The organism is Mycobacterium sp. shizuoka-1 (assembly GCF_002723835.1).
Taxonomy (GTDB): domain Bacteria; phylum Actinomycetota; class Actinomycetes; order Mycobacteriales; family Mycobacteriaceae; genus Mycobacterium.
Window position 1 is genome coordinate 1 of record NZ_BEWG01000121.1, and the last position, 25,745, is coordinate 25,745.

24 protein-coding genes are annotated in these 25,745 nt (G+C 67.1%); 11 read left to right on the forward strand and 13 right to left on the reverse strand.

The features are described from left to right. Together MSZK_RS29610 and MSZK_RS29615 are read right to left on the reverse strand one after the other, a co-directional pair. The coding region (locus tag MSZK_RS29610) for an alpha/beta fold hydrolase (protein ID WP_142390029.1) at nucleotides 1–502 on the reverse strand (502 nt) is incomplete at its 3' end. Nucleotides 503–532: 30 nt separating this feature from the next. Next, the gene (locus MSZK_RS29615; RefSeq protein ID WP_099252097.1) at nucleotides 533–1,294 is read right to left on the reverse strand and encodes an SDR family NAD(P)-dependent oxidoreductase; all 762 of its coding nucleotides are present in this window, start codon (nucleotides 1,292–1,294) and stop codon (nucleotides 533–535) included. Nucleotides 1,295–1,479: 185 nt separating this feature from the next. Between MSZK_RS29615 and MSZK_RS29620 the strand changes: the two genes are divergently transcribed. Both MSZK_RS29620 and MSZK_RS29625 read left to right on the forward strand, forming a co-directional pair. Then, on the forward strand, nucleotides 1,480–2,367 hold the full coding sequence (locus MSZK_RS29620) for a helix-turn-helix domain-containing protein (protein ID WP_158230658.1): 888 nt from the start codon (nucleotides 1,480–1,482) through the stop codon (nucleotides 2,365–2,367). Nucleotides 2,368–2,438: 71 nt separating this feature from the next. Continuing rightward, nucleotides 2,439–3,818 (forward strand): NAD(P)/FAD-dependent oxidoreductase, encoded by a 1,380-nt coding sequence (locus MSZK_RS29625; RefSeq protein ID WP_099252099.1) that lies wholly within the window; start codon nucleotides 2,439–2,441, stop codon nucleotides 3,816–3,818. Nucleotides 3,819–3,822: 4 nt separating this feature from the next. Here MSZK_RS29625 and MSZK_RS29630 read toward each other — a convergent pair whose 3' ends face one another. Then, nucleotides 3,823–5,028 carry a TetR/AcrR family transcriptional regulator gene (locus tag MSZK_RS29630; RefSeq protein ID WP_099252100.1) on the reverse strand — a complete coding sequence of 402 codons (1,206 nt, stop codon included), beginning with the start codon at nucleotides 5,026–5,028 and terminating at the stop codon, nucleotides 3,823–3,825. 193 nt (nucleotides 5,029–5,221) lie between these two features. Between MSZK_RS29630 and MSZK_RS29635 the strand changes: the two genes are divergently transcribed. Further along, nucleotides 5,222–6,178, forward strand: a complete 957-nt coding sequence (locus MSZK_RS29635; RefSeq protein ID WP_099252101.1) for a response regulator transcription factor — start codon at nucleotides 5,222–5,224, stop codon at nucleotides 6,176–6,178. A gap of 4 nt (nucleotides 6,179–6,182) precedes the next feature. Here the strand turns inward: MSZK_RS29635 and MSZK_RS29640 are convergent, their stop codons facing one another. Continuing rightward, entirely contained in the window at nucleotides 6,183–6,941 is a 759-nt protein-coding gene (locus MSZK_RS29640) for a DeoR/GlpR family DNA-binding transcription regulator (RefSeq protein ID WP_099252102.1), read from the reverse strand. Nucleotides 6,942–6,951: 10 nt separating this feature from the next. Continuing rightward, entirely contained in the window at nucleotides 6,952–8,838 is a 1,887-nt protein-coding gene (locus MSZK_RS29645) for a PTS mannitol transporter subunit IICBA (RefSeq protein WP_233211589.1), read from the reverse strand. Between the two features lie 249 nt (nucleotides 8,839–9,087). Here MSZK_RS29645 and MSZK_RS29650 point away from each other — a divergent pair, with 249 nt between their 5' ends. Next, on the forward strand, nucleotides 9,088–10,146 hold the full coding sequence (locus MSZK_RS29650; RefSeq protein WP_099252114.1) for a zinc-dependent dehydrogenase: 1,059 nt from the start codon (nucleotides 9,088–9,090) through the stop codon (nucleotides 10,144–10,146). Nucleotides 10,147–10,213: 67 nt separating this feature from the next. Here MSZK_RS29650 and MSZK_RS29655 read toward each other — a convergent pair whose 3' ends face one another. From MSZK_RS29655 to MSZK_RS29665, 3 genes are read right to left on the reverse strand one after another with little or no spacing between them, the layout of a single operon-like run. After that, entirely contained in the window at nucleotides 10,214–11,659 is a 1,446-nt protein-coding gene (locus tag MSZK_RS29655) for an aldehyde dehydrogenase family protein (RefSeq protein WP_099252103.1), read from the reverse strand. Between the two features lies 1 nt (nucleotide 11,660). After that, entirely contained in the window at nucleotides 11,661–12,854 is a 1,194-nt protein-coding gene (locus MSZK_RS29660; RefSeq protein ID WP_099252115.1) for an acyl-CoA dehydrogenase family protein, read from the reverse strand. A 2-nt stretch (nucleotides 12,855–12,856) separates the two neighbouring features. Next, a complete protein-coding gene (locus tag MSZK_RS29665; RefSeq protein ID WP_099252104.1) occupies nucleotides 12,857–14,200 on the reverse strand; it encodes an NAD-dependent succinate-semialdehyde dehydrogenase in 1,344 nt (447 codons plus the stop codon). Nucleotides 14,201–14,312: 112 nt separating this feature from the next. Between MSZK_RS29665 and MSZK_RS29670 the strand changes: the two genes are divergently transcribed. After that, nucleotides 14,313–14,942 (forward strand): helix-turn-helix domain-containing protein, encoded by a 630-nt coding sequence (locus MSZK_RS29670; RefSeq protein WP_233211587.1) that lies wholly within the window; start codon nucleotides 14,313–14,315, stop codon nucleotides 14,940–14,942. A gap of 45 nt (nucleotides 14,943–14,987) precedes the next feature. Further along, the gene (locus tag MSZK_RS29675) at nucleotides 14,988–15,233 is read left to right on the forward strand and encodes a hypothetical protein (RefSeq protein WP_099252105.1); all 246 of its coding nucleotides are present in this window, start codon (nucleotides 14,988–14,990) and stop codon (nucleotides 15,231–15,233) included. Here the strand turns inward: MSZK_RS29675 and MSZK_RS29680 are convergent. Next, the gene (locus MSZK_RS29680) at nucleotides 15,177–16,727 is read right to left on the reverse strand and encodes a bifunctional 3-(3-hydroxy-phenyl)propionate/3-hydroxycinnamic acid hydroxylase (RefSeq protein WP_099252106.1); all 1,551 of its coding nucleotides are present in this window, start codon (nucleotides 16,725–16,727) and stop codon (nucleotides 15,177–15,179) included. The two genes, MSZK_RS29675 and MSZK_RS29680, sit on opposite strands and share 57 nt — an antisense overlap. A 182-nt stretch (nucleotides 16,728–16,909) precedes the next feature. Between MSZK_RS29680 and MSZK_RS29685 the strand changes: the two genes are divergently transcribed. Continuing rightward, nucleotides 16,910–17,494: a TetR/AcrR family transcriptional regulator gene (locus tag MSZK_RS29685; RefSeq protein ID WP_099252117.1), complete on the forward strand. Its 585-nt coding sequence runs from the start codon at nucleotides 16,910–16,912 to the stop codon at nucleotides 17,492–17,494. Here MSZK_RS29685 and MSZK_RS29690 read toward each other — a convergent pair. Both MSZK_RS29690 and MSZK_RS29695 read right to left on the reverse strand, forming a co-directional pair. Next, on the reverse strand, nucleotides 17,485–18,435 hold the full coding sequence (locus tag MSZK_RS29690) for a fumarylacetoacetate hydrolase family protein (RefSeq protein ID WP_099252107.1): 951 nt from the start codon (nucleotides 18,433–18,435) through the stop codon (nucleotides 17,485–17,487). The genes MSZK_RS29685 and MSZK_RS29690 overlap by 10 nt on opposite strands. Then, on the reverse strand, nucleotides 18,432–19,556 hold the full coding sequence (locus tag MSZK_RS29695) for a VOC family protein (RefSeq protein ID WP_099252108.1): 1,125 nt from the start codon (nucleotides 19,554–19,556) through the stop codon (nucleotides 18,432–18,434). Before MSZK_RS29695 ends, MSZK_RS29690 begins: the two co-directional genes overlap by 4 nt. A 138-nt stretch (nucleotides 19,557–19,694) precedes the next feature. Here MSZK_RS29695 and MSZK_RS29700 point away from each other — a divergent pair, with 138 nt between their 5' ends. Then, nucleotides 19,695–19,928 carry a hypothetical protein gene (locus tag MSZK_RS29700; protein ID WP_099252109.1) on the forward strand — a complete coding sequence of 78 codons (234 nt, stop codon included), beginning with the start codon at nucleotides 19,695–19,697 and terminating at the stop codon, nucleotides 19,926–19,928. 5 nt (nucleotides 19,929–19,933) lie between these two features. Here the strand turns inward: MSZK_RS29700 and MSZK_RS29705 are convergent, their stop codons facing one another. Next, nucleotides 19,934–21,697: a sulfatase-like hydrolase/transferase gene (locus tag MSZK_RS29705; protein WP_099252110.1), complete on the reverse strand. Its 1,764-nt coding sequence runs from the start codon at nucleotides 21,695–21,697 to the stop codon at nucleotides 19,934–19,936. Next, a complete protein-coding gene (locus MSZK_RS29710; protein ID WP_233211588.1) occupies nucleotides 21,690–22,151 on the reverse strand; it encodes an SRPBCC family protein in 462 nt (153 codons plus the stop codon). The genes MSZK_RS29705 and MSZK_RS29710 overlap by 8 nt, the downstream gene beginning before the upstream one ends. A gap of 65 nt (nucleotides 22,152–22,216) precedes the next feature. Here MSZK_RS29710 and MSZK_RS29715 point away from each other — a divergent pair, with 65 nt between their 5' ends. The 3 genes from MSZK_RS29715 (at nucleotide 22,217) to MSZK_RS33520 (ending at nucleotide 25,707) form a co-directional block, all read left to right on the forward strand. Then, on the forward strand, nucleotides 22,217–22,816 hold the full coding sequence (locus tag MSZK_RS29715) for a GNAT family N-acetyltransferase (protein WP_099252111.1): 600 nt from the start codon (nucleotides 22,217–22,219) through the stop codon (nucleotides 22,814–22,816). Between the two features lie 125 nt (nucleotides 22,817–22,941). Beyond that, nucleotides 22,942–23,802: a sugar phosphate isomerase/epimerase gene (locus MSZK_RS29720; RefSeq protein ID WP_099252119.1), complete on the forward strand. Its 861-nt coding sequence runs from the start codon at nucleotides 22,942–22,944 to the stop codon at nucleotides 23,800–23,802. Nucleotides 23,803–24,156: 354 nt separating this feature from the next. Continuing rightward, nucleotides 24,157–25,707 (forward strand): hypothetical protein, encoded by a 1,551-nt coding sequence (locus MSZK_RS33520; RefSeq protein ID WP_142390030.1) that lies wholly within the window; start codon nucleotides 24,157–24,159, stop codon nucleotides 25,705–25,707. Nucleotides 25,708–25,745 lie beyond the last annotated feature (38 nt).

A 25,745-nucleotide genomic window follows, 5' to 3' on the forward strand; every position in this document is an offset into this window, starting at 1 on the left:
TCGCGTCCTGCTCGGAGAAATAGTCCTGATAGAACGTTCGGCCCGGGCCGGCGAGCTCGCTGTGGTAGTCCCGGGGACGGGTCTCGCCGAACGGGCAACCCGGCAGCCCGATCAGTCCGCGTCCGGCGAAGGGGACGCTGACCCCGACCACGCCACGGCATCGGTCGGGATGCAACCAGGCGAACGTCCACGCCACCGGGGCGCCCCAGTCATGGCCGACCACCACGGCCTGCCGCTCGCCGTAGGCATCCAGCAACGCTTCGATGTCGGCGACGACTTTGTCGATCCGGTAGGCGGAGTTGACCCGGAACTTCGACGAGCTCCCGAAGCCCCGTTGGTCGATCGCCACCACCCGGTAACCGGCGGCGGCCAGGGCGGGAATCTGGTGACGCCAGGAGTACCAGGACTCCGGGAACCCGTGGACGAGGACGACCAGGGGCCCTTCGCCCTCTTCGACGGCGTGGATGCGGGTCCCACGGCAATCGATGAGCCGGTGAATCATTGTTGTGCTCGCTTTCTCATAGCGGATTGCCTACTGAGCCACCAGTCCGCCGTCGACGAGCAGCGGATGACCGGTGACGAAGCTCGATTCCTCAGAGCCGAGCCAGAGTGCGGATCGGGCCACTTCCTCGGCGGTCGCGACGCGGCCCAACGGAGTCTGCTGATCGAGCGACTCGCGGAGGCCGGGGATCTCGGTGGAGACCTTGTCGAGCATCGGGGTGTCGACCATGTGCGGACAGAAGGCATTGACTCTGATCCCGTACTGGGCCACATTCATGGCCGTCGACTTCACCAGGCCGACGACCGCGTGCTTGCTGGCGACGTACGCGGGCAGTCCGGCGGGCCCGATGACACCGGCCGCGGATGCGGTGGCCACGATCGCACCGCTTCTGCGGCTGATCATCTGGGGAAGCACCGCCCGCAACGTCCGCCAAGTACCCATGACGTTGATGTCGAGGATCCTGGCGAATTCAGTCTCGGGATAGTCCCATACATCCCCCGGGGTGCCGAGGATTCCTGCGTTCGCGAAGGCGACGTCAACCGGTCCGATCTCGTCCGCCCCGCACGCGACAAGGGCGTCGATGTCGGCGGTTCGCGTCACGTCGCAGGCGGCGCTGTACACGTCGGTGCCCTGCGCCCGCAGCGAGTCTGCGACATCGGTGAGACGACCGAGCGCGACATCGCCCAGGATCAGCCGCGCACCCTCGCGGGCGGCGGCGAAGGCGATCGCCCGGCCGATGCCCGAGGCCGCACCGGTCACCAGTGCCGTTCTGCCGAGATATCGTTCACTCACGATCGCCGTCCTCGTCGTCCATCCGCTGTCAGCGGGACCGACGATAACCACCGGCAGGGTGCCGGCATACGGCTTGGCAAGGGCCTACCAATGCCGCGCAAGGATGTTCCAAAACCCCACCTGCGGGACCGATCGGCGACCCTACACTGTGGCCGATACGTGACGACTCCATCGGAGGTGCGATGGTGACCCAGGTCTTCGAAGACGTCGACGCGACCGGCGTTGATCGTGCGGTGCCCGCCAGATGCACGCTGGCCACCCGCGACGGGCAACTCTCGGGCGCCGAACTGCGGGTATACCAGTTTCATTCGGACCAGACGCTGGTTCCGCCCCTGCGTGACATCGCCGTCATCGCGTGGCAGACCCCCGCCCAGATCGCGCTGAAGTGCGGTGCGATCTGCAACAAAGCGGCCATGAATCCGGGAGATTTCTCCATCCTGCGACCAGGATTCGCGTCGAGCTGGCAGTGGAACCGGGGCTTTCAGGCAACCGTGCTGTACCTCAACGAGCGTCGGCTGGCCGACTTCGCATCCGAGGTATTCGACCGGCACGTGGACAGCGTGTCAGTCCACGAGTCGTTCCAGGTTCAGGATCCGGTGATCCAGCACGGAATCACCGCTCTGGCATCGGAATTGAAAAGAGACACCGTCGGCAGTGCGCTGTGCCGCGATGCGTTGATGACGCAGCTCAGCATCCAACTGCTGCGACACCACGCAGAGTCTCGCGTTCGCGCACCACGCTGCCCGGGGGCGTTGAGCGCAATTCAGGCACGCGAGGTCGCCGACTACATCGAGACCAATCTGGCGGCCGATCTGAGTTTGGAGTCGCTTGCCCGGGTCGCGGGAATCAGTCAGTATCACTTTGCGCGACTGTTCAAGCGGCGCTTCGGAATTTCACCCCATGCCTACGTCCAGCACCGTCGCACCGAACGGGTGCGACACCTGATCAGGCACAGCGATATGGAACTGAAGGCAATCGTCGGAGCCACCGGTTTCTGCGATCAGAGTCACATGACGAAGTCGTTCAAACGGGTCTTCGGTGTGACGCCCGCTGAATTCCGGCGCTCGGGCTGAGCAAGTCTGCACCGAGAACAGAGCAAGCCCATCCAAGACGCCGTCCGATCAGCGGACGCAGACTCGTCCCCATGACGGGCAAAGACGGCATTCGGTTCGGCAACTTCGGCGGTCGCCACGCGATCGTGATCGGGGCGAGCACAACGGGTTTGGCAGCGTCCGCGGTCGCCGCGCGGCACTTCGACGCGGTGACGACCATCGACCGCGACACCCTCCCCGACGAACCGCGCTGGCGCAAAGGTGCCGCGCAGTCGCACCACGGCCACATCCTTCTGCGCGGCGGGCAGAACGTGTTCAATCACTATTTTCCCGGTTTCACCACCGACATGCTGGCCAAGGGCTCGGCCGAGGTGGACATGGGAAACGACATCTGCTGGTACCACTCCGGCGGTTGGAAGAAACGCTTCGACGGCGGCCTGACGATGCTGTGCCAGACCAGAGGCTTTCTGGAGCTCAACCTTCGTCAGCGGCTGATGCAGCTGCCGAACGTCACCATCCTGCAGAACGCCAAGGTCGAAGGTTACCGAACCCAGGGCAGGCGCATCACCGGCGTCGATCTCGCCGACGGAACATTCCTGGACGCCGACCTGGTGATCGACGTCAGTGGGCGCAACTCAGAGACGCCGCGACAGCTGTCGGTCCTCGGTTTCGGGTCACCGCCGGTGAGCGAGCTGAAGGTTGACATCGGGTATTCCACAACACTGTTCACCCCGCCGGTCGCCCCCCGTGACTGGAAAGGGATGCTCATCCACTCCAAACCGCCGGCCACCCGCACCGCCGCGCTGCTGCCCACCGAGGGTGGCAGGTGGATCGTGACGCTGCTCGGATGGCAAGGCGACTATGCCGGCGGTGACATCGGCAGTTTCCTGGAGTGGACCAAGGGCCTTCCGGTCCAGGATCTGCACCAGGTTCTCAGCGAAGCCACGTGTCTGGAAGACGTTCACCGATGGCGGTTTCCCGCGAACCTGCGCCGGCATTACGACAAGCTGGCGTCGGCACCCGAAGGCCTGGTGATCCTCGGTGACGCAAACACGTCGCTGAATCCGCTGTACGCACAGGGCATGTCGCATGGTGCGATCGGGGCCAGCATCCTCGACGTCTGTCTGGCCGAACAGCGAGCGGATGTCGGTGCGGGTCGCATCGACGGTCTGGCCAAGCGTTTTCATCGCGCCTACAGCGGATTTCTCGACGAGTGCTGGTTCACCTCGACGGTGGAGGACTACGGCGCCGTCTCCACCGGGGGCGGTGGCCGGCTGGTGTCCAAGGTCGCGAGCTGGTATCTCGGGAAGGTCACCGAGATGACCTGGCGGGATACCGAAGTGGCTCGCGAGTTCATCGACGTCATGCACCTGCAGCGGGCACCGATGACGCTGTTGCGGCCCTCGCTGGCGCTCAAGGCGTTGCTGCCGTCGTCTCCGGCAGCTCACCAGTCTCGGCCGGTGCGGGCGTAAGCCCTCACCCGTCAGCGGTGGCCTGACTGGTCAAGATCGACAACGCGATGGTGGTCATCTCCAGTGCGACATCCGTCCGGCGAGTGAGATGCCATGTGCGCGAGACGTCTTCGATGAAGCTGACGGCCGCGGCAACCAGTAGCCGCGCCTGAGCGGCGGTGGTCTGCGGCACCAGGGTGCGGATCAGGTCGATCCACACGCCGTCTCGGTCGGCCTGGTTCTTGATGACGCTGTCACGTACCTCGGCCGACGCCGAGGACAACTCGGTGATGGACACCGAAACCAGGTCGGGATCGTCGAGGCTGATGCGTACCCGGCCGGCGACGAGCTCGTGGAGGCGCTGTGGCGGCACGGCATTCGCCCGCAGGGCCCGGGTGCACTCCAGGGCCGACCACTCGTCGAGTCGTCGCACCAGGGTGTCCAGTATCGCCTGTTTGGAGGAGAACGAGCGGTACAACCCTGGCCCGGCGATCCCCACTCGCTTGCCGATGTCGGCCGTGCTGACAGCTGGATAGCCGCGGGCGCGGAACAGCTGGGCGCCCGCGGCCAGCAATGTCTCATATCGGGAAAACGACGCCGGGTCGTGGTCGGCCGGGGTGTCCACCGGCTCGAGCGCCCCGACCGGGGGTGTGCGGGCGGCCGCCATACATGCCCGGTAGATCAGCTCTTTGAGTTCGGCCCCGGGCAGGCTGAGGCTGTGTCGCCCGAGACTGGTCAGCGTGCTCGATACCGCCCACGCCCGCAGCTCGCTGTGCGGGGGACTCAGCTGGGGCACCTCCAGCCGGACCCCGGCCTGGATTCCCGCCACGATGAGGTTGATCCGGCTGCGCACCTCTGCACGGTCATCGTCGGTGAGATAGCGGGCCTCGCGTTGCCACAGCACCGTCAGTGCCCGGGTCGCGACCGCGGCCGCGATCAGATCCGGCAACTCCGCATGCAGCGGACGGGCCGCCGCCTCGGGCGCGCGGCCTTCGGGATTGCGAACACTCTGATATTCGTCCTGCGCGTTGAGGATCACGGCGGTGAGCAGTGCTTGCTTGTTGTCGTAATGGCGGTACAGGGCGCGCGCCGTCACCCCCGCCGCTTCGGCGATCTCCTCCAGCTTGACCGAGTGGAACCCGCGGTCGATGAACAGCCGGGCGGCCTGATCGAGGATCTGCTTCTTGCGGTCCTTCGGCCTGCGCCTGACGGCAGGAACGGTTGGCTGCATCGCTGGGCCCTCCTTCCCGCTCGCCGGCTTGCAACATCCTTCCAGATCGTGTCGAGCCCGGATCTGCAACGTACTAAAAAAATACATGAGATCGACAAAATGCGTGTCTGCTTGGGCTATTGCCCCGCCTTGGGCTCGTATAGATGGGTATTGCCTATAGACATAATTGTCCGTCCCGCGTACTCTCGCGGGGGTGATCGGTCGTCTGGATGCGGCGGCGAAGACATCTGGCGAGACTTCGCTGAGCCATCTGCCCGCGGTGGTGGGCGGCCCTGCCTTGGTGCGAAGCGATGTCCGAGCGCCCGACACCTTCGACCTGATCGCCGGCGTTCAGAAGGCGGTCGACCGCCTCGTCGCGGCGGCCTCCATGGACGAGGTGCAGGCGCTGGCCGCCGAGGCGGCCGCCCTCATCGGTTTCACCAGGGTGTTGTTCTCCCGGGTCGAACATGGCATCTGGCTGACCCAAACCGCTTATGCCGTCGACGATCCCGACTTCGCAGAACAGCTGGTGGCGTTCGGAACCGCACACTCTCGGCGGCTGGCGGGTCAGCTACTCGAAGCCGAGATGCTGCTCAGCGGCATCCCGATCCTGGTGGCCGACGCTGCGTCCCACCCCAGGGTCTTCCGCAAGCTTGTGACCTATGCCCGGACAACCGATTACGTCGCGGCGCCGGTGCAGGCATGGGGGTTTCCGGTCGCCATGGTGCATGCCGACCGCTATCCCGAGCGCAGCGTGTCCGAGATCGACCGGCAGCTGCTCGGCCTGTACGCCGGCGGACTCGGCCTGGCCATCGAGCGCGCCCAGCTCGCCGACCGGCTGAAGGTGATCAACCAGGCATCGGCGGTTCTGGATGGCCGAGCGGGCGACGGCGGCCACGGCGCCGCGGCGAGCCAGCCGGCGCCGGTACGACTCGCTGCGGTGTCCTCGTTGCCCAGCGCCGAACATGCCACCGAGCGGCTGTCGCCGCGCGAATGGGATGTGTTGCGCAGCATCGCGTTGGGAAAGACCAACGCTCAGATCGCCGCCGGGTTGTTCCTCACCGAGAACACCGTGAAAGTTCATGTCAAGCGGATCCTGCGCAAATTGGGTGCGGCCAACCGGACCGAGGCCGCGGCGTTGTATCACCGGCTCACCCGGCGGGGGCCGTGAACCGCTAGGTCCGTACGACCGACGGCCCCAGCGCTTCGTAGCGGCGCGCCTCGGCGGCCGGCAGCTCGGTGCCGGTCACGATCGAATCGAAGTCGGACACGTCGGCGAAGCGGCAGAAACTGCTGACGCCGAACTTGGTGTGCGCGGCCACCAGAACCCGTCGGCGGGCGACCTTCACCGCGGTCTGCTTGACCGCGGCCACCGCGGGATCCGGTGTGGTCAGACCGTGTTCGGGTGAAATCCCGTTCGTGCCAAGGAAAGCGATGTCGATCACCAGGCTGCCGAGCATGTCGGTCGCCCAGTGGTCGACGGTCGCCAAGGTGCGTCCCCGCATCCGGCCGCCGAGCAGCAGGACCGTCACCGACCGGCTGTGGGCCAGTGCCTCGGCAGCCAGCAACGAGGAGGTCACCACGGTCAGTTCCTGTTCGGCAATGCGCTCGGCGATCAACCGAGGGGTGAAACCCTCGTCGAGATAGACCGTTTCGGCACCATGCAACAGGTCGGCGGCCCCGCCGGCGATCCGGTGTTTCTCGGCCAGGTCGACCTGGCTGCGGTACTCGACGGTCGATTCGAATGCCGCGGTTTCGAGCGGGATGGCCCCGCCGTGGACGCGTTTGAGCATCCGGCGCCCCGCGAGGACCTTGAGGTCTCGCCGAATTGTCTCGGCCGCGACGTCCAACTCCTCGGCCAGGGCGGCCACTTCGACCCGCCCTCGGGTGCGGGCGAACTCGACGATGCGGCCTTGACGGGTGTCCGAATCCACGGCGCTATTCTCACCCGCCGGTGCCGCCGAGCACCGACCGGATCTCCTCGGGGCTGGTGGCGTCGCGCAGCCGGGCCACCTCGGCGGAGTTCAGGAACACCCCGGCGATCTTGGTGAGCAACGCCATGTGGTCCTTTCCGGCTCCGGCGATGCCGACCACGAACTCGGCCGGCTTGCCGTTCCAGTCGATCGGCTCGGCGTAGCGGACGAACGAGATTCCGGTGCGCCGGATGGCGTCCTTGGCTTCGTTGGTGCCGTGCGGGATGGCCAGGCCGTTGCCCATGTACGTCGACACCGAGCCTTCGCGTTCGTGCATCGCGTCGACGTAGGACGGCTCGACGGCGCCGCACGCCACCAGCAGCCGGCCGGCCTCACTGATCGCGTCCGCGCGCGTGGTGGCGGTGCCGGCCAGCACGATCGACTCGACGGTGAGCACGTCGTGAGCCGGTCCGTCGTCGGCGGGCTCGGTCGTGCTCGCGCCGTTCGACCTGGTGTTGACATCGGCCAGCAATCGGACGATCTCGTCGTACTGCGGGGCGTTCATGAAGTTCTCCACCGACACGTGGGTGGCCGACGGGGTTTTCTGCCGGGCCCTGGCCGTCAGATCCTGGTGGGTCACCACCAGTCCGTAGTCGTCGGTCAGATTCGAGATCGCCTGGTTGGTCACCTTCACGTCGGTGAACCCGGCCCCCTGAATCTTTTTGCGCAGCACCGAGGCGCCCATCGCCGACGACCCCATGCCGGCATCACAGGCGAAGACGATCGTGGTGATCGGTCCACCGGCGTCAGCACCGACCAACGCCGCGGACACGCTCGACTTCTTACCCTTGAGCGCTTCCATGTCGGCGGTCGCGGCGGCCAGATCGCCGTCGTCGGACTTGTCGGTCTTGAGCAGCAGCGAGGCGACCGCGAACGAGACTCCCGCCGCGCCGACGACCGACAGCGTCACGCCCAGGAAGCTGCCCGTCGCGGTCTGGGCGTACACCGCGATGATCGAGCCGGGTGCGGCCGGGGCGCGCAGCCCGGATCCGAAGAGGACATTGATGAAGATGCCGGTCATCCCACCCAGGATCGTGGCCAGGATCAGCTTCGGCTTCATCAGCACGTACGGGAAGTAGATCTCGTGAATGCCGCCGAAGAACTGGATGATCGCCGCGCCCGGCGCCGACGCCTTCGCCGCACCCCGGCCGAATGCCATGAACGCCAGCAGGATTCCCAGTCCGGGCCCGGGATTGGCCTCGAGCAGGAACAGCACGGACTTGCCGGTCTGCAATGCCTGGGTGGTCCCCAGCGGCGTCAGCACCCCGTGATTGATCGCGTTGTTGAGGAACAGCACCTTGGCCGGCTCGATGAAGATCGACGTCAGCGGCAGCAGATCGTGAGCGACCAGGAAATCGACCACCCGGCCGGCGCCGTGGCTGAAGCCCGACACGATCGGGCCGATGCCGAAGAAGCCGAAGGTGGCCAGGATCAGCCCGACGATGCCGGCCGAGAAGTTGTCGATGAGCATCTCGAAGCCGGGGCGGACCTTGCCATCCCAGATGGCGTCGACCTTCTTCATCACCCAGCCGCCGAGCGGCCCCATGATCATCGCGCCGAGGAACATCGGGATGTCGGTGCCCGCGATCACGCCCATGGTGGCGATCGCGCCGACCACGCCTCCGCGGATCCCGTACACCATCCGGCCGCCGGTGGCGCCGATCAGGATCGGCAGCAGGTAGGTGATCATCGGCGCGACGATGCCGCCGTCGGCGAAGTCACCCCAGCCGCCGATCTTGGCCACCCAGCCGCCCGGGTCACGCAGTCCCGGGAAGATGCCGGTCAACCAGCCGGCCTTGATGAACAGTGCGGTGATCAGCCCCCAGGCGATGAAGGCGCCGATATTGGGCATGACCATGTTCGACAGCGCGGTGCCCAGTTTCTGCACGTGAACCCGTGCGCCGGTCCGCGGCTTCGTCTCGGTGATGGACAACTCGAGGCCTCCGATCGTGGGGTGATGGCGGTCACATCTGCCCACCAGTAAACCCCACAATCGGGCATCAATGCAAGCAATCGGGCATAAATGGGCAGTCAATTCTGTGGTTTTACGCCCGGATAGCAGTTAAAGTGTGCACTGGCCCGCCCGAGCATCGGAAGGACGATGACCATGAAAGCGCTGCGCTTCTACGCCCCCGAGGATGTCCGGCTCGAGGACGTTCCCGAGCCCACCTGCGGCCCCGACGAGGTCAAGATCAAGGTGCGCAATTGCTCGACGTGCGGCACCGACGTCAAGATCTTCCACAACGGCCATCAGAACCTCACCCCGCCCCGGACTATCGGACACGAGATTGCCGGCGAGATCGTCGAGGTGGGCGCCGACGTCAACCAGACCTACGGCAGCGACTGGAACGTGGGCGACCGCGTCCAGGTGATCGCCGCGGTGCCCTGCGGTGAGTGCCACGAGTGCCGCAAGGGCTGGATGGCCGTGTGCCAGAACCAGACCTCGGTGGGCTACCAGTACGACGGCGGTTTCGCCGAGTACATGATCGTGCCGCGCCAGGTCCTCAAGGTCGACGGGCTCAACCGCATCCCGGACAACGTCGGTTTCGACGAGGCGTCGGCTGCCGAGCCGTTCGCGTGCGCGATCAACGCCCAGGAACTGCTCGGCATCGAGGAGGGCGACACCGTCGTCGTCTTCGGCGCAGGTCCGATCGGGTGCATGCACATCCGTATCGCCCGCGGTGTGCACAAGTGCGGTCCGGTCTACCTCGTCGACGTCAACGACAGTCGCCTGAAGATGTCCGCGGACGCCGTATCACCCGACGAGGTGATCAACGCCGCCGACGTCGACGTGGTCGCCAAGGTCATGGAGCTGACCGGCGGGCGCGGTGCCGACGTCGTGATCACCGCCACCGCGGCCAACATCACCCAGGAGCAGGCGATCGCGATGGCCGCCCGCAACGGGCGCATCTCGTTCTTCGGCGGCCTGCCGAAAACCAACCCGACCATCACCTGCGATTCCAACGTGGTGCACTACCGCCAGCTGCACATCCACGGCGCCAACGGCTCGGCGCCCGAACACAACCGGCGCGCGCTGCAGTACATCTCCACCGGCCAGGTCCCGGTCAAAGACCTGATCACCCGCCATATTCCGCTCACCGATGTGCTGGACGCTTTCGGCATCGTGAAGAGTGGCGAGGCGATCAAGGTCACCGTCGAGCCGTAGTGCAACTGTGCGCTGAGTGAGTACTGGCGTTCGACACAACGCAGGAATTTCGCGCGTCAGCGCTCACTCAACGCAGATACACCGTGGTGGTATGGGTATAGAACTCGCGCGCCGCGGTGCCCTGCTCTTTGGGGCCGAGTCCGCTGCGCTTGGCCCCGCCGAAGGGGACGTGCGGGTCGGCCCCGGCCGACTCGGAGTTGACGTGCAGCACGCCGACGTCGACCTGCTCGATCGCCTGCAGCGCGCGGGTCAGGTCTTGAGTGAAAACCGCTGCCGACAAACCGAATTCGCTGTCGTTGGCCAAGGCGAACGCCTCGTCCGCGTCGTCCGCGCGCCGGACCGCCAATACCGGGCCGAAGAGCTCGTCGGTCCAGATGTCGGCCGGCCCGCTCAGCTCGATCACCGTGGGAGCCACGAAAAAGCCCTCCGCCAGCAGGCCCTTGAAGTAGGGCTCACCGCCGGTCAGCACCTCGGCGCCCTGGTTGATCGCCGAGCCGATCCCGGCGTAGATGCTCCGCTGAGCCGCGCCGGTGATGACCGGTCCCATCTGCGTCGTCTCGTCGGTGGGGTCGCCGACGGCCAGCGCGGCGGCGTGGGCGGCGAGTTCGGTCAGGAAGCGATCAGCGATCCCCTCGGTGACGATCAATCGTGATGTGGCCGTGCACTTTTGGCCGGTAGATCGGAATGCACCCAACATCACCTGGTCGAGCGCCAGTTCGATATCGGCGTCGTCGAGCACCACGGCCGCGTTCTTTCCGCCCATCTCGGCCTGGACCGGCACTCCACGGGCCGCGGCCGACGCGGCGATGTGGCGACCCACCGCGGTCGAGCCGGTGAAGCTGATCGCGTCGATGCCTGGATGGTCGACCAGCGCGGTCCCGACCGGCGATTCGCCGATCACGAGATTGAGCACGCCGGCCGGAAGGCCGGCCTCGGTCAGCGCTTGCGCGAGCCGGATCGCCAATAGCGGGACGGTGGTGGCCGGCTTCCACACCACGGTGTTGCCGTACACCAGGGCGGGGGCGATCTTCCAGGCCGGGATGGCGATCGGGAAGTTGAACGGGGTGATGACCGCGACCACGCCGACCGGTTTGCGGGTGACCAGGATCTGCTCACCGGCGCGCGGCGAGGAGAAGATCTCGCCGGCCTGCCGGTCACCTTCGTTGCCGTAGTAGCGCAGGATCTGTGCCGCCCGGCGCACCTCGCCGATTCCTTCGGCCTTGGTCTTACCCTCCTCGGCCGACAGCTCCAAACCCCACTGAGCGGCGTTGCGCTCGACCACCGCGGCGGCCTCCAGCAGGACCGCGCCGCGCGCGTGGATCGGCGTCCGCGCCCAACCGGTGCGCGCCTGTGCGGCCGCGGCGACCGCGCTGTCGACATCGGAGCTCGTCGCGCAGTGACCTTCGGCGACAACCACACTCGGCCGGGTTGGGTTGACACTGCGCACCGCGTCTCCGCTGCCCGCAGACCATTGCCCGGCGATCAGGTGCCGGAGTTCACTCGTGCTGGTCACCTCAGCGGAACGCTGCCTGTCCGGTCAGCGCACGCCCGATCGACAGCAGGTGCATCTCGGAGGTGCCTTCGTAGGTCAGCACTGACTCAAGGTTGTTGGCGTGCCGCAGCGGAGAATATTCGAGCGTGATTCCGCTGCCGCCCAACAGGGTTCGGCATTCCCGAGCAATGGCCAGGGCTTCCCGGACGTTGTTGAGCTTGCCCAGGCTGATCTGCTCGGGACGAGCGCCCTCGGCGTCTTTCAGCCGGCCCAGGTGCACCGCGAGCAGCATTCCCTTGCCCAGCTCGAGGGTCATGTTGGCCAGCTTCTCCTGGGTCAGCTGGAAACTCGACAGCGGGCGGTCGAACACCTCGCGCGACTGTGCGTAGGCGATCGCGGTCTCCAAGCTGTCCCGCGCCGCGCCCAGCGCACCGAACACGATGCCGAACCGGGCCTCGTTGAGGCAGGACAGCGGCGCGCCGAGGCCGTTGGCATGCGGCAGTTGCGCGGATGCGGGCAGCCGGACATTGTCCAGCACCAGCTCGGAGGTCACCGAGGCGCGCAGCGACAGCTTCTTGTGGACGACGTTGGCGGTGAAACCGGGGGTGTCGGTCGGAACGAGGAAGCCCCGAATGCCCTCGTCGGTTTGCGCCCACACGGTGGCGACATCGGCAAGATTGCCGTTGGTGATCCACATTTTGGTGCCGTCGAGCACCCAATCGCTGCCGTCGCGCCGCGCGCGGGTCCGCATACCGGCGGGGTTGGAACCGAAGTCGGGCTCGGTCAGGCCGAAGCATCCGATCGCCTCGCCGGTGGCCAGCCGGGGCAGCCACTCATCCTTCTGCTCGTCGGAGCCGTAGCGGTAGATGGAGAACATCGACAGCGAGCCCTGCACCGACACGAAGCTGCGGAAGCCGCTGTCGCCTGCCTCGAGTTCCATACAGGCCAGCCCGTAGCTGACCGCGTTGGTCCCCGCGCAGCCGTAGCCCTGCAGATGCATGCCCAGCAAGCCCAGCGCCCCGAACTCCTTGCCGAGTTCCTTGGGCAGGGTGCCGGATTCGAACCAGTCGCCGACATTCGGCCGCAGCCGGGTGTCGACGAATTTGCGTACGGTGGCGGCGATGTCGCGTTCGTCGGAGTCGAGCAACCGGTCGGTCGCGAACAGCTCCAGCGGGGTGTAGGTGTCTTTCGCCGCCGGTGCGGTGGTGGTACCCATCGTCATCCGATCCGGATCAGTTTCTTGTTGACGAACTCGTCGATGCCGAAGCGGCCCAGCTCACGTCCGAAGCCGGAGCGCTTCACGCCGCCGAAGGGCAGCTCGACACCGTCGGCGCCGACGACGTTCACGAACACCATTCCGGCGTCGATCTTGTCGGCGACCCGCTTGGCCTGCTCGGCATCGGTGGTGAACACGTACGAGCCGAGTCCGAACGGGATGTCGTTGGCCAGCTCCACGGCCTCCTCCTCGGAGTTGACCTTGAACACCATCGCGACCGGGCCGAACAGCTCCTCCCGGTAGGTGGCCGAGTCGGGGGTGACCCCGGTCAACACGCCCGGCGGGAAGTAGGCGCCGTCGCGCTCGCCCTGGCTGACCAGGTTGGCGCCGTCGGCCACCGCGCGATCGATCTGCTCGGCGAGCCGCTTGGCCGCGCCCAATGACGACAGAGGTGCCAGGCCGTCGGCGGCCTCGACGACCTTCTTGGTGAACTTGTCCAGGAACTCGTCGTAGAGCTCGGCGGAGACGATGAATCGCTTGGCGGCGTTGCAGGCCTGTCCGGTGTTCTCGAACCGTCCCGCCATCGCTGCCTCCACGGTGGCGTCCAGGTCGTCGCTGGACAGCAGGATGAACGGATCCGAACCGCCGAGCTCCAGCACGACCTTCTTCAGGTTGCGGCCGGCGATCTCGGCGACCGCGGCGCCGGCTCGTTCGGAGCCGGTCAGCGACACCCCCTGCACGCGCGGGTCGGCGATGGCGTCGGCGATCTGCTCGTTGGTCGCGTAGACGTTGACGTAGGCGCCCTCCGGGTAGCCGGCGTCGTCGAAGATCTGCTGGATGGCCTCGGCGGATTCCGGGCACTGCGGAGCGTGCTTGAGCACGATCGTGTTGCCGAGCGTGAGGTTCGGGCCGGCGAAGCGGGCCACCTGGTAGTAGGGGTAGTTCCACGGCATGATGCCCAGCAGCACACCGACCGGGCCACGCTTGATCACCGCGCTGCCCTCACCGTCGAGCAGCTCGATCGGCTCGTCGGCGAGGAACTTCTCGGCGTTGTCGGCGTAGTACTCGTAGATCGCGGCGCTGAAGTCCACCTCACCGAGTGCCTGGTCGAGCGGCTTGCCCATTTCGCGGTGGATGATCTCGGCGAGCTTCTCGCGGCGCTCGGTGTGCAGGGCCGCGACCCGTCGGATCAGGTCCGCGCGCTGCGCCACGGTCGAGGTCTTGGACCATTCTCGGTACGCCTTGGCCGCCGAGGCCAGCGCCTGCTCGATCTGCTCGTCGGTTGCGGTCGGGTACTCCCGGACAACCTCGCCGGACTTCGGGTCGACCACTGCGTACAGACTCATTATTCCGCCCTGATGGTTTAGTGGTGTAAAACTTATGAAAGTTATATACCGCTAAACTTTGGCCGCGCAAGGCCCGGCGACCGATCCACTGGCGAAGGTGAGGTGTCTTCGGATGTCACAGGACTCCTCTCGCGTCGACGCGGCCGGCGACGATGCCCTGCTGGCCGGTGTCGACGGGTGGATGAACCGGCTGGGCCCCAAGTTGCGGGCGCTGCGCAAAGAGCGCGAGTTGACATTGGAGGCGGTGGCCGACCGAGCCGGCCTGACAAAGGGATTCCTCAGCCTGGTCGAGCGCGGCCAGACCACGATCTCCGTGCCCAACCTGTTGAAGGTGTGCGAAATCCTCAGTGTCTCAGTGGGTTCGCTGTTCGACTATCCGGAGTCGGCGGTGGTGCGCGGGGGGGACGGCGCGCCAGTGGAGATGGGCGGCAGCGGAATCCGCGAGTACCTGCTGACCCCGGAAACCGAAGGCAACCTTCAGGTGATGCGCTCGGTTCTGCGCCCGGGTGGTGGAACCGGCGGCGCATACACGTTGGATTCGCAAACCATCTTCGTGTTCGTGCTTCGCGGGTGTCTGCGCCTGACTGTCGACGGCCAGGAATCGGTGCTCAAGGCCGGCGACTGCTACACCTTCTCGGCGAAGGCCGTGCACTCCTGGGACAATCCGGGACAGGACGAAAGTGAAGTGCTGTGGTCGATCGTGCCGCCAATCCCACGGAATTCGGGCCCGAATCGGGGCTGAACGTGCTTGGATGGCGCAACTGAAGGTGGTGCGGAAGGTGGTCGAGTGAAGAAGTCAGCGGGAAAGCGCGCTGACGGCGAGGCATCGGTCGCCGTCGATCAGCGCGTGCGGGTTTATGTCGACACCGACGACGAGGTGCGTGGCGTCATTGTCGAGGATTTCGGCGACATGGCAGGCCACGCGGTCGATCTCGGCGATGTGCACATTGCCGACGCGGCGCGGCGCTGGGCTGTCCTACTGGACGACGGCACGCTGGTCTTCGTCGACAGCCACCAGGTGGCCGCCGAGTAGGCGGATCAGTTCTCCGACATCCCGGCCGGCGCCCAGCACGCTGCGGTCCGGCCGGATGATCGCGGCTTCGGCGTGGCCGTGGTGGAGCCACTTCGCGAGATCGCTTCCAGGCTCCGGCACGTGGACGCTCAGCCCGTACTTCCCGGCCGCTCGTCCTTCGGCGGCGCCCGGCGCCCTGGTCGTGACGAGCGCGAACCCGCTGCCCAGCACATCGTCGAGTCGCCGACCGTCGGCATCAAGGGTGTTGGGACACAACGTCCCGCCGAGCTGACCCGGTCGCCGCGAACGGTACACGAGCGCCGAGCGATGCAGCGGCGGTGTGCGGGAGTCGACCACCCGCTCCCGCAGTCCGGGCAACCGATGGATCTGCGGAGTGATGTTGCGCCGCAACATGTTGCCCACGGTGCCACCCGAGGTCATCGCTCGACCCACCATCAATGCCAGATCGATCATCTTGCGCGCGTGTGGCTTTCGCTCCGTCTCGTAGGTGTCCAGGACGGCCGGACTCAGCGTGTGGTTGATCACACCGGCCAGCTTCCAGGTCAGGTTCATCGAGTCGCGCAATCCTGCGCCCATGCCCTGGCCGACGAACGGCGGCGTCAGATGCGCGGCGTCGCCGAGCAGGAAGACGTTGCCCCGGCGCCAGCGGTCGGCGATCTGGGCCCGAAAGGTGTACTCCGCGACGCGAATCAGCTCGAGATCGGCGGCGTCGGCCCGCGATGTCCAGGGCGCGATCAGTGGGCCCAGGGTCTCCAGCGTGTCGAAGTCGGCAGCGGTCTCCCCGGGCAGCAGCCGGAACTCCCAGCGGTAGCGCACCTCGCCGATCTGCATGAAAGTGCCGGCCCGGTGCGGATCGCACAGCTGGTGGACGCCGGCCCACTGGCCCAGATCGGTGTCGGTGGCCACGTCCACGACCAGCCAGCGCTGTTCGAACCGCAGGTCGCGCATGGTCGATCCGATCCGCGCCCGCACCAGGCTGTTGGCGCCGTCGCAACCGAGCACGTAGGCGGCGTCGACGGTGTGTTCGCGTCCGCCGGAACGATCGGTATAGGTGACCCGGGTGCGACCGTCCGCGATCGTGGCGACATCGGTGACCTCCACGTCGCCGCGCAGCGTGGCCAGTGGGTGACGCGCGAGGTTGACGCGCAGCAGCCCCTCGAGCTCGGGCTGGTCGAACATGTTGGCCTGCGGGTAGCCGTGGGGAGTGCGGGCGGGGTCGCGGTTGAACTCGGCCAGCACGCGCATCTGCGGGTCCAGCAGTCGCAGGCCGAGCGCGGGCCGGGAGATCGTGGCGAACTCGTCGGCGATCCCGAGCCGGTGCAGGATGCGATACACCTCGTCGTCGAGATGGACCGCGCGGGGTTGCGGATACACGTCCGCGTAGCGGTCGAGGACGAGGCTGCGGACCCCGTACTGGGCGAGCAGCGTGGCGGCGGTGGTGCCGGTGGGGCCGGCCCCGATGATCACCACACTGGGCGGATCGATGCTGCTCATACCAGGTCCCTTCGAGTAACTGACGAAATCGTCACATATGCCACGACGTGCCGTCAACCCCTAACTGATGATTTCATCAGTAGTGACACCCGGTAGTATTCGCCCTACAACCACGACGTTGGGGGACTCCCGTGACCGAAGCGCCGACCAACCGGCTCGAGCGTCGCAAGCAGCGGACGCGAATGGCCCTGATCAAGGCCGCCCAGGCGATGATCGCCGCGGGCAAGGTGAACGTCCCGGTGCTGGAGATCACCCAGGCCGCCGACGTCGGAATGGGCTCGTTCTACAACCACTTCCAGAGCAAGGACGAGCTGTTCGAGGCTGCCGTCGGCGATGTTCTCGACTCGCACGGCGCGGTGCTCGACGAACTGACGGCAGACATCGACGACCCGGCGGCCGTGTTCGCGTGCAGCTACCGCCTGACCGGACGGTTCTTTCGGGAACGTCCCCAAGAGAGCCGGATCCTGCTCGCCAACTGGGGCGTGTTGCTGTCTTCGGATCGCGGTCTGGCGCCGCGGGCAATGCGCGACATCAAGGCGGCCGTCGCGGCCGGGCGTTTTCACGTCGAGGATCCGGAACTGACCCTGTCGGTGGCCGCCGGGGCCCTGCTGGGTCTCGGCCATCTGCTGCAGGCGCATCCCGAACGAGACGCAGGCCGCACGGCCGACATCGTCACCGAGGATGTCCTGCGGCTGTTCGGCATGTCGGCGCAGGATGCTCGCGAGATCTGCTCGCTACCGTTGCCGGACAGGGTCTTTCAGGAGTAGGTCACCCTCATCTGCTGGGTGCCGAGATCGATGGCGCCGTCATCGGTGCGAACCGATGCCTCGATCACGTCGCCGTCGTGAAGGTACTTCGGGTTGGCGGCCTGCCGCTTGAAGAACGCCTTCCACTTGACCGCAGGCGGCAACAGCGAGCCGATGATCTCGATGGGCTTCGGGGGAGCGCTCAGCGCCGTACCGACCGGCGTCCCGGTCAGAATCAGGTCGCCGGCCGCGAGATCCTGGAAACGAGACAGCGATTGGAGTGCTTCCAGCGGCCGGTAGAGCATGTCACCGGCAACCAGGGCATTCTGGCGCTCTTCACCGTTGACCGACAGGGTGAGTCGCAGCTCGCCGAAGCGGGCGAGCTCGCCGGGCTCGATCAGCACCAGGGCCGGGCCCACGGGGGTGAACGTCGGATACGACTTGGCCTCGTAGAACTGCGTCTGCGGCAACTGGATGTCGCGCGCCGAGACATCGTTGGTCACCACCAATCCGGCAAGATAATCGCCGAGACTGTCCGCGGACACGGTGGTACCCACCGGCATGTCGCGGCCGATCACGAGCCCGATCTCGACCTCGTAGTCCAGAAACTTGACGTGTGCGGGTTTGCGGACCGGGTCGAGCGGTCCGCTGATCGACGCCGACGACTTGCGGAAGAATGTCAGCGGAATCGTCTTGGGGTCCATGCCGGCATCGCGGACGTGGGAAGCGAAATTCGTCATCTGCGCCACCACCCGGCACGGCGTGGTCACCGGTGAGCGCAAGTCGAGCGTGGCGACCTCGACGGTGTCGGCCCCGTCGGCTGCGGACCGCGCAGCGGCATCGACGGCGGCACGATCGGCCAGGAGTTCGGCCGTGGTGCGCGCCGACGTGGTGATCCGGACAGCTCCCGCGGGTGAGGCCACCCACCATGCATCGTCGGTGCGAAGGACGGAAATGGTCATGACGCAGCAACTTTCAGTAAGCCGATGAGGCGTTTGACGTCGAACTCGTTCTCGTGCCGCAGCGCGGTGATCATCGAAACAACCTCGTGCCGAGCGTGTCTGGGGCTGGTCCCGAGGAAGTCGGCGGTGGCCGCAGGACCCCACTGTGCCAGTCCGGACGCGGTGAACGGCGCCCAGCCCGGCTCGAGGGTGTTGTCGAACACGTCGCCGTCGGCGTAATGCTCGACCAGGAGCCCGTCCGGATCGCGCCAGTAGTCGAACAGCTGGCTGCCCTGGATATGCCTGCCGATTCCCCACGATCGCGAGTAGCCCCGGGTTCGTAGGTACTCACCACCGGCCGCCATCGCGTCGAGATCGCTGACCTGATAAGCCGAGTGCACGTAGCGGTTGGCCGGGCCCAGCGCCAACGCCAGGGTGTGGTGATCGGCCGGGGTGGAGCCGCGGTCGCAGCGGATGAAACTCATCGTGGGCCCCCGGTCACGCTGATTGGGGAAATAGAGGAAATCGCTCACGATCAGGCCGAGGTTGTCGAGATACCAGTTCAGCACCTCGAGGTACTTCGTGGACTGCAGGACGACATGGCCGAGGCGCTGAACCGTCGCGGGTGTGCGCGGCGGACGTTGGGTGGCGTTGGTGCGGGTGTTCTGGCGGCCGAAGTTGAACGTGTGCACGGGCTGGCCCGGCAGTTCGGGCAGCGTGTGGAGTCCGGAGACGATCTTCACCGGCGTGCCGCTCGGATCGCTGAGCGCAACCGCGAGCCCGCCGAGCGACTCCGGCAGCGCGCGGACGGTCGCGTTGTTCGCCGCCGCGATCGTGTGGACGTCGACGTCGTCGGCCGCGGTGAACGCCATCCCCCGGAACCGGGTCTGCGGGCCGCGACGGATGAAAACGCAGGGTGCGCCCGCGTCGGCTCCGCGAAGCTGCAGTTCGTCGAGGGTCCGCGTGACGGTCGTGAGGCCGAACGCCTGCGTGAAGGCCTCGGCGGCGGCCAGGTCGGGCTTCTCGAACTCGAGCCAGGCCAGGTCCCGCACCTTGATCACCGGGTTGCGCGACCGGCCGGGATGCTCGCCGCGCCGTGCGCCCTGGTCGCTGTGCAAGTCGTCGTGAACGCCGGTCTGCATCACTGGCCCACCTCTCATGAGACTGACGAAATCGTCACATACGACGGAGTTGTCAGTCAAGTGGCCAATTACACATGGACACATATACCCCTGGGGGTAAATTTGAAAGAAAGCAATACGCGAGAAGGAGGAACAACGATGACGATCACGTTCGAGCGATTGACCGGACTACTCGGCGCCGTCGCAGCCGTCACCGTGATCGGTGGGTTCGCAGGCGCGCAGAGCTACGCGGCGACGCCGTCGACGGCGCCGACGATCCAGCAGGAAACCAGCGCACAAACTCTGATCACGGATCCGACCAAGAGCTTCGCCATGAGGGTGTCACCCACGGTGAAAGCCACCCCGTTCTGGGGCGAGCCGAAGGCAAGCTGAGCCAGCTAGCCGAACAGCCGTCGACGCCGGCTGACCGGCGCCCGCCGTGAGGCATACGGCCACGGCTGGTTTCGTTCGGGGATCGCGTCGGTACGTACCTGCTTGAGCTGGGTCCGCAGCCACGCTCTGAGTTCGTCCAACGCCGGATCCGTCCAGCGATTGACCGCCTCGACCGGATCGTCGGTCAGGTCGTAGAGCTCCCATTGGTCGTCCAGCGGGCTGGTGCGGTACACCTCGCCACCGAGGCCGTTGGCGGCCAGATGCCGAACTCCGGGTTCGGTCCAGGTGCCCGGGTCGTCGAAGGTCCTGACCAGCTTCCACAGGTGGCCGTCCACTCGGGTGACGAGGCCCTCGAAGTTCGCCGCGGTATGAGCCGGGATCCGGATACGCAGTGGCGCGGGAGGATTCACGGTCTGTTTGAGCCGGCGGCCCAGTCCGGAGGCGCCGGTGTCTCCTTCGAGCATGTTGTCGCGGGTCATGATGTACACCGCCCGGTCCTCGTCGGCCGGCCCCCCGTCGACGACCGGCATGAGGTCGCGTCCGGGGAGTGGGTGCACCTCCGAGAACGATTCGGAAAGCGTTGCGGCGACGGCTGTTACGTCGATGCCCGCGGCGCTGAGCAGGGTCGGTACCAGGTCGACATGCGACGTCGGTGCGCTGATCGACCGCGGCTGGGTGGGCTGGTCGCCGATCCTGGCGATCACGAACGGGACGCGGGTGGCCTCGTCGTAGAGGTTGAACCACTTCTGATGCAGTCCACCGTGGGCCCCGAGCAGGTCGCCGTGATCGGCGGTGCGCACCAGCACGGCGTTGTCGGAGCCGCCTTCGGTCACCGCTCGGCGAACCCGATCCAGTGGGCCGTCCACCTCGGCGTGCAGCCGGTAATAGAGGTCGCGGTAGCGCTGCGCGCCGCGGTCGTAGATTTGCTGGATCGCCGCTGCGGGACCGTAGCCGGAGTAGTACGCCTCCCGGAACGCGATCTGGGCGGCCGGCTTGGTCCGCAGATCCTCACTCGCCGTCGGTGCAGCGGGGACCGGCGGCGGATCCGCGGGCGAGGCCGCCAGGGGGCTGCGGTTCGCCCACGTCGGGAACAGCACGATGTCATGCGGATTCACAAAGCTTGCGACCAGCAGGAACGGGCGCAGCGCAGCGGTATCGCCGGCGCGCCTGCGGGCGTAGCGATCCTGCAGCCAGGCCACCACCCGGTCGGCGATCAGAGGATCGCGGCGAAAGCCGCTGTTGGCCAGCCCCGCGCCGTGCGGTTCGGGACCGACCCAGCCCGAAAACCCGAACGGCGCGAGCGGGTCGGCATCCAGATACCGCCGCACCGCCAGCGGGTCGACGACACCGTCGTCGTCGTTGGTGGCCAGTGGCTCACCGGTGGCGGGGTCGGTCAGGTCGGCGTGCGAGATGTGCCATTTACCGTCGTAATGGGTGTCGTACCCTGCGGCACGGAACCAGTTCCCCAGGGTGGGCACCTCCCCGCGCCGCAGCCACCGCATCCGCGAATCGTCGAACACCTTGCCGATGCCGTCGGTCTGGGTGACACCGTGCAGGTCGGGATACTGGCCGGTGAAGATCGTCGGCCGGCTCGGCACGCACGCCAACGAACCCGTGTAGTGGTGGCCGAAGCTGACCCCGTGGTCGTCGAACCAACGCCGCCCGTTCAGTACTCGTTGCCGCCAGGCCGAGACGTCGGCGGACTCATACGGCGGGGTGGCGCGTTCTTCGTCGGTCATCACAATGACGATGTCGGGGCGGTCAGACACGATGGGCCTCCAATCGTCTCGCCAGCGCGGCGAGCAGGACGTCGAGCTGCTTGGCCGACGCGCGGAGCACGATCCGTTCGACGATCCGTCCCAGGGGTCCGGCGACGCGGACGGTGCTGAGCAGCGTGACCGCGGTTGCGCCCGCCGACGGCGACAGCGTCCACCGGTTGTTCACCCGCAACCAGCGGGGGAAGCCTTCCACGTCATAGCCGAGGGTCCGCGGGGGATCGAACGCGGTGATCCGTTCGACAAGAGTGTTGCGACCGACCTGGACGCGGCGGGTGGTCCCGATGCCGACCGGTTGCGAGTGCGGGCTCAGAAGACACGAGTGGTCCACGTTGTCGGCCCATGCGCTGATGGCCCCGAAGTCGGCCAGCACATCCCAAACCATCTGCGGGTCGGCCGCTACCGTGCGCGTGCGGTGAGTCTCGGCCACCGGACCATTCAACCGCACCCGCGCCCGGGATGCCGTGAGATCGGGCCCACCATCGGCGCACCAGGTGGACTACGCTCCCGACGATGACCGAGCCAGTTCTCGCCCGTGCGCTCGCCGGCCTGCCCGAGGAGGTGGCGCGGGTGCCGGCGCCGCCCGTCCCGGTCGTCGGCCCGCCCTACTCGCTGAGGGCGGCCACCACCGGCGACGCGAGGATGGTCGCGGAGTGGATGAACCGGCCGCATCTGGCCCAAGCGTGGGAGTACGACTGGCCGGTCGAGCGCTGGCGAGCACATCTGGCGGCGCAACTCGACGGCACCTACTCGTTGCCGCTGATCGCCAGCCTGAATTCGGTTCCAGGCGGATACCTCGAACTCTACAGGGCGGCAAAGGATTCGATAGCGCCTTGCTATGACGCCGACCCGTACGACCTCGGACTGCACGCGGCGATCGCCGACACGGCACTGCTGAGCCGGGGGGTGGGGTTGGGCCTGCTCCCGCACATCATCGCCAACTTGTTTGCGACCGAGCCGTTGTGCCGTCGTGTGATGTTCGATCCCGATCACCGCAACGCCGCCGCCCGAAAAGTGTGCGAAGCCGCGGGATGCCGGTTCCTCGGCGAGTACGACATGTCGAACCGGCGGATGGCGCTCTACGCGTTCGAGCGCCCGACCGGCACGGCCTAGCCTGCGGTACCCCCGGCGGTTTCTTCGTGGCCCCGGTCGTGGGCAAAAGGTAGCCCCCACTTTTCGGATGGATTGTCCGACAATGGCACGCGACCGCGGGAGATGCCCGCGGACGAGGAGTGCGCATGGTGAGGCCCAGAGCGGATGACACCGCTGCTGGCGCAGGGCCGATCTCGCTGGCACCGCTGACTGTGTTGGAACTCGGCCCCGCCGAGATGGTCGAGTGCGCCGCGCAGGCGGGTTTCGATGCGGTGGGCCTGCGCCTGCTGCGGGCCACCACCGCCGAGCCGCAACGCCCGACTGTCGGCCTGACGCCCCTGATCCGGGAAACGCGTCGCAGGCTCGATGACACCGGTCTGGCGTTGATCGACATCGAAGTGCTCCGCCTGACGCCCCGGACCCGAGTCCGGCAAGACTTCACACCCGTCATCGAGACCGGTGCCTATCTCGGTGCCAGCCAGATGTTGGTCACCGGCAACGACCCCGACCATGCTCGGCTCGCCGATCGACTGGTCGAACTGGCCGATCTGGCAGCCGATTACGCGATGACCCCGAGCCTCGAGCCGATGCCCTGGACCGACGTCCAGAACCTGCAGCAGGCGGTCGCGATCCTCACGCGCTGCGCACACCCGAACCTCGGCCTCCTGATCGACGCGTTGCACTACGACCGTGGCCGAAACACTCCCGCCGATCTGGCAGCGTTGCCGCCGGACTGGATTCGTTACGTCCAGATCTGTGACGGTGTGGCCGAACGACCCACCACCGTAGAGGCTCTGCGCTACCAGGGGCGTAACGCGCGGTTGTTTCCCGGGGCAGGGGACATCGACTTGATCGCGATGCTGCGGGCACTGCCCCGGGGCGTTCCGATCAGCGTCGAGGCGCCGGTGCTGTGGCAGGCACCCGCCATCGACCGCAGCCGGGCGGCGCTGCGCGGCGCGCGAGAGGTCCTCGACCTCGCCTACGCCGACTGCCGGCACTCGGCGTGAGCAGACCATGGAACCCGTTATGTGGCAATACATTCAGCCGTGGTCCCGTTCGGGGCGTCCGAGTGGGGCCGAGAAGGCCCCTCGGAGACAATTTTTCGTGGTCGATTCCGGCCACCGTCAGTGCGTGCTGGGATTCCGCAGTAATCCCGGTTGACCTCGGATTATCGACGGGACGTCACCACCACCGAGTCGACGGCATGGCCGCGAAATGCGGGTGAAATAGCCGTGTGGTCGCCGACGTAGGTATTGACCGCCCCGACAGCGGATCCAAAGATGATGCTGCCTTTCCCAGGAGGAATCGCACAGAACCAGCGCCTGCCACTGCGGCAAGGCCGTGAAACGCAAAGGGATTGTATGAACGCGAAGTTCGGATACCGAAGAGCCGCAACGGGTTCCCCGCAGGACCGACTGACCCCGACCGGAGTGGCCGGGGCGGCGATGATCGGACTCTTCGGGTTGGCGGCCGCCGCTGCCGCGTTGGCGCTCAATGATCCGTCGGTGTCGGCGTCTAGCGTCCAAACCAACGAGATCCGGCTTGTCTCATGCGAGACCTCGGGAAGTATCGCGGATCCGGGCTGTTCGTCGGAGCCTGTCGCCGCCAGCATCGTGACGCCTGACGCGTCCAAGTCGGTGTTGGCCAATGCCGTCGGCGTCAACGGCTGGCTGATCGGCAACGGCGTCGACGCGGCAGCGGACTGCGTCGGCGCGGCATGCAACGGTGGCAACGGCGGGCTGCTGCTCGGTAACGGTGGTGCCGGCGCCAACGGCGGTAACGGCGGCAACGCAGGCTGGTTCGGCGGCAACGGCGGCGCCGGCGGCGCGGGTGTGAACGCCGTCTACAACGATGACGGCACGCTGAAATCGGCGGCCACCGCGGGTGGCAACGGCGGCAACGCCGGGCTGTTCTCCGGAAACGGCGGCAATGGTGGCGCGGGTGGTTCGGACACCAACACCAGCGCTGCGGGCGCCGGAGCAAACGCGGTGGGGGGCAACGGCGGAAACGGCGGAGACGGCGGCAAGCTCTCGGTGCTCAGCGCACTGACCGGCGGTGCAGGTGCGAGCAAGGCCGGCAATGGAGGCGCAGGCGGCGCTGCCTCGTCGGTGAACGGGAACGCCACCGGCGGCAGCGGCGGTGCCGGTGGCACCTCGCTCTGGGGATTGCCGCTGGACCCCGACAAGTACCCGATCAACGACTATGGGCCAGGTGCCGGCGGAGCCGGCGGTAATGCCACCGTCGGGTTGGCCGACGGGACCGGCGGAACCAGCAGCCAGACCGCGACCGGTGGTGCCGGTGGCGCCGCAGGTTACGGCGGGCTGGCGGGCTCCTCGCCCAACGTCCTGGTCGGCAATGGTGGGCGGGGTGGCAGTGCCACGGCGTACCAGGACGGCAAAGCAGTCGGCGGTGCCGGCGGTGCCGGCGGCGGTCGCCTCCTGGCAATGGGCTCGGCCGGCGGTTCGGGAGGCAGCGCGACCTCAGAAGCCGGCAGTGCGACGGGCGGCGCCGGCGGCAACGGCGGTAGCGCCGGCCTGTCCGGACTCGGCGGCCGGGGCGGCACCGGTGGCAACGCGAAGTCGACCGAGGGTGGCAACACCACCGGCGGTCGCGGCGGTAATGGCGGTAACGGTGGCGCCATCGGCGGCAACGGCGGAGCCGGCCGCAACGGTGGCAGCGCGACAGGCGGCAACGCCCGCGGCGGCAACGGCGGCACGGGCGGCAAGGGTGGCACCTCGGTCGGAAGCCAGAACGGCGTGGGTACCGGTCTCGGCGGCAACGGCGGCAGCGGCGGCAGCGCCACTGGTGGTCCCGGCAAGACCGCCACGGGTGGCAACGGTGGCGCGGGCGGCAGCGGAGGCGGCGGTACGGGTAACCAGGGCAACGACGGAACGGCCAGCAACAGCAGCTAGCGGTTACCGGCTCGACGCACAGTGACGTGGGTGCGGGC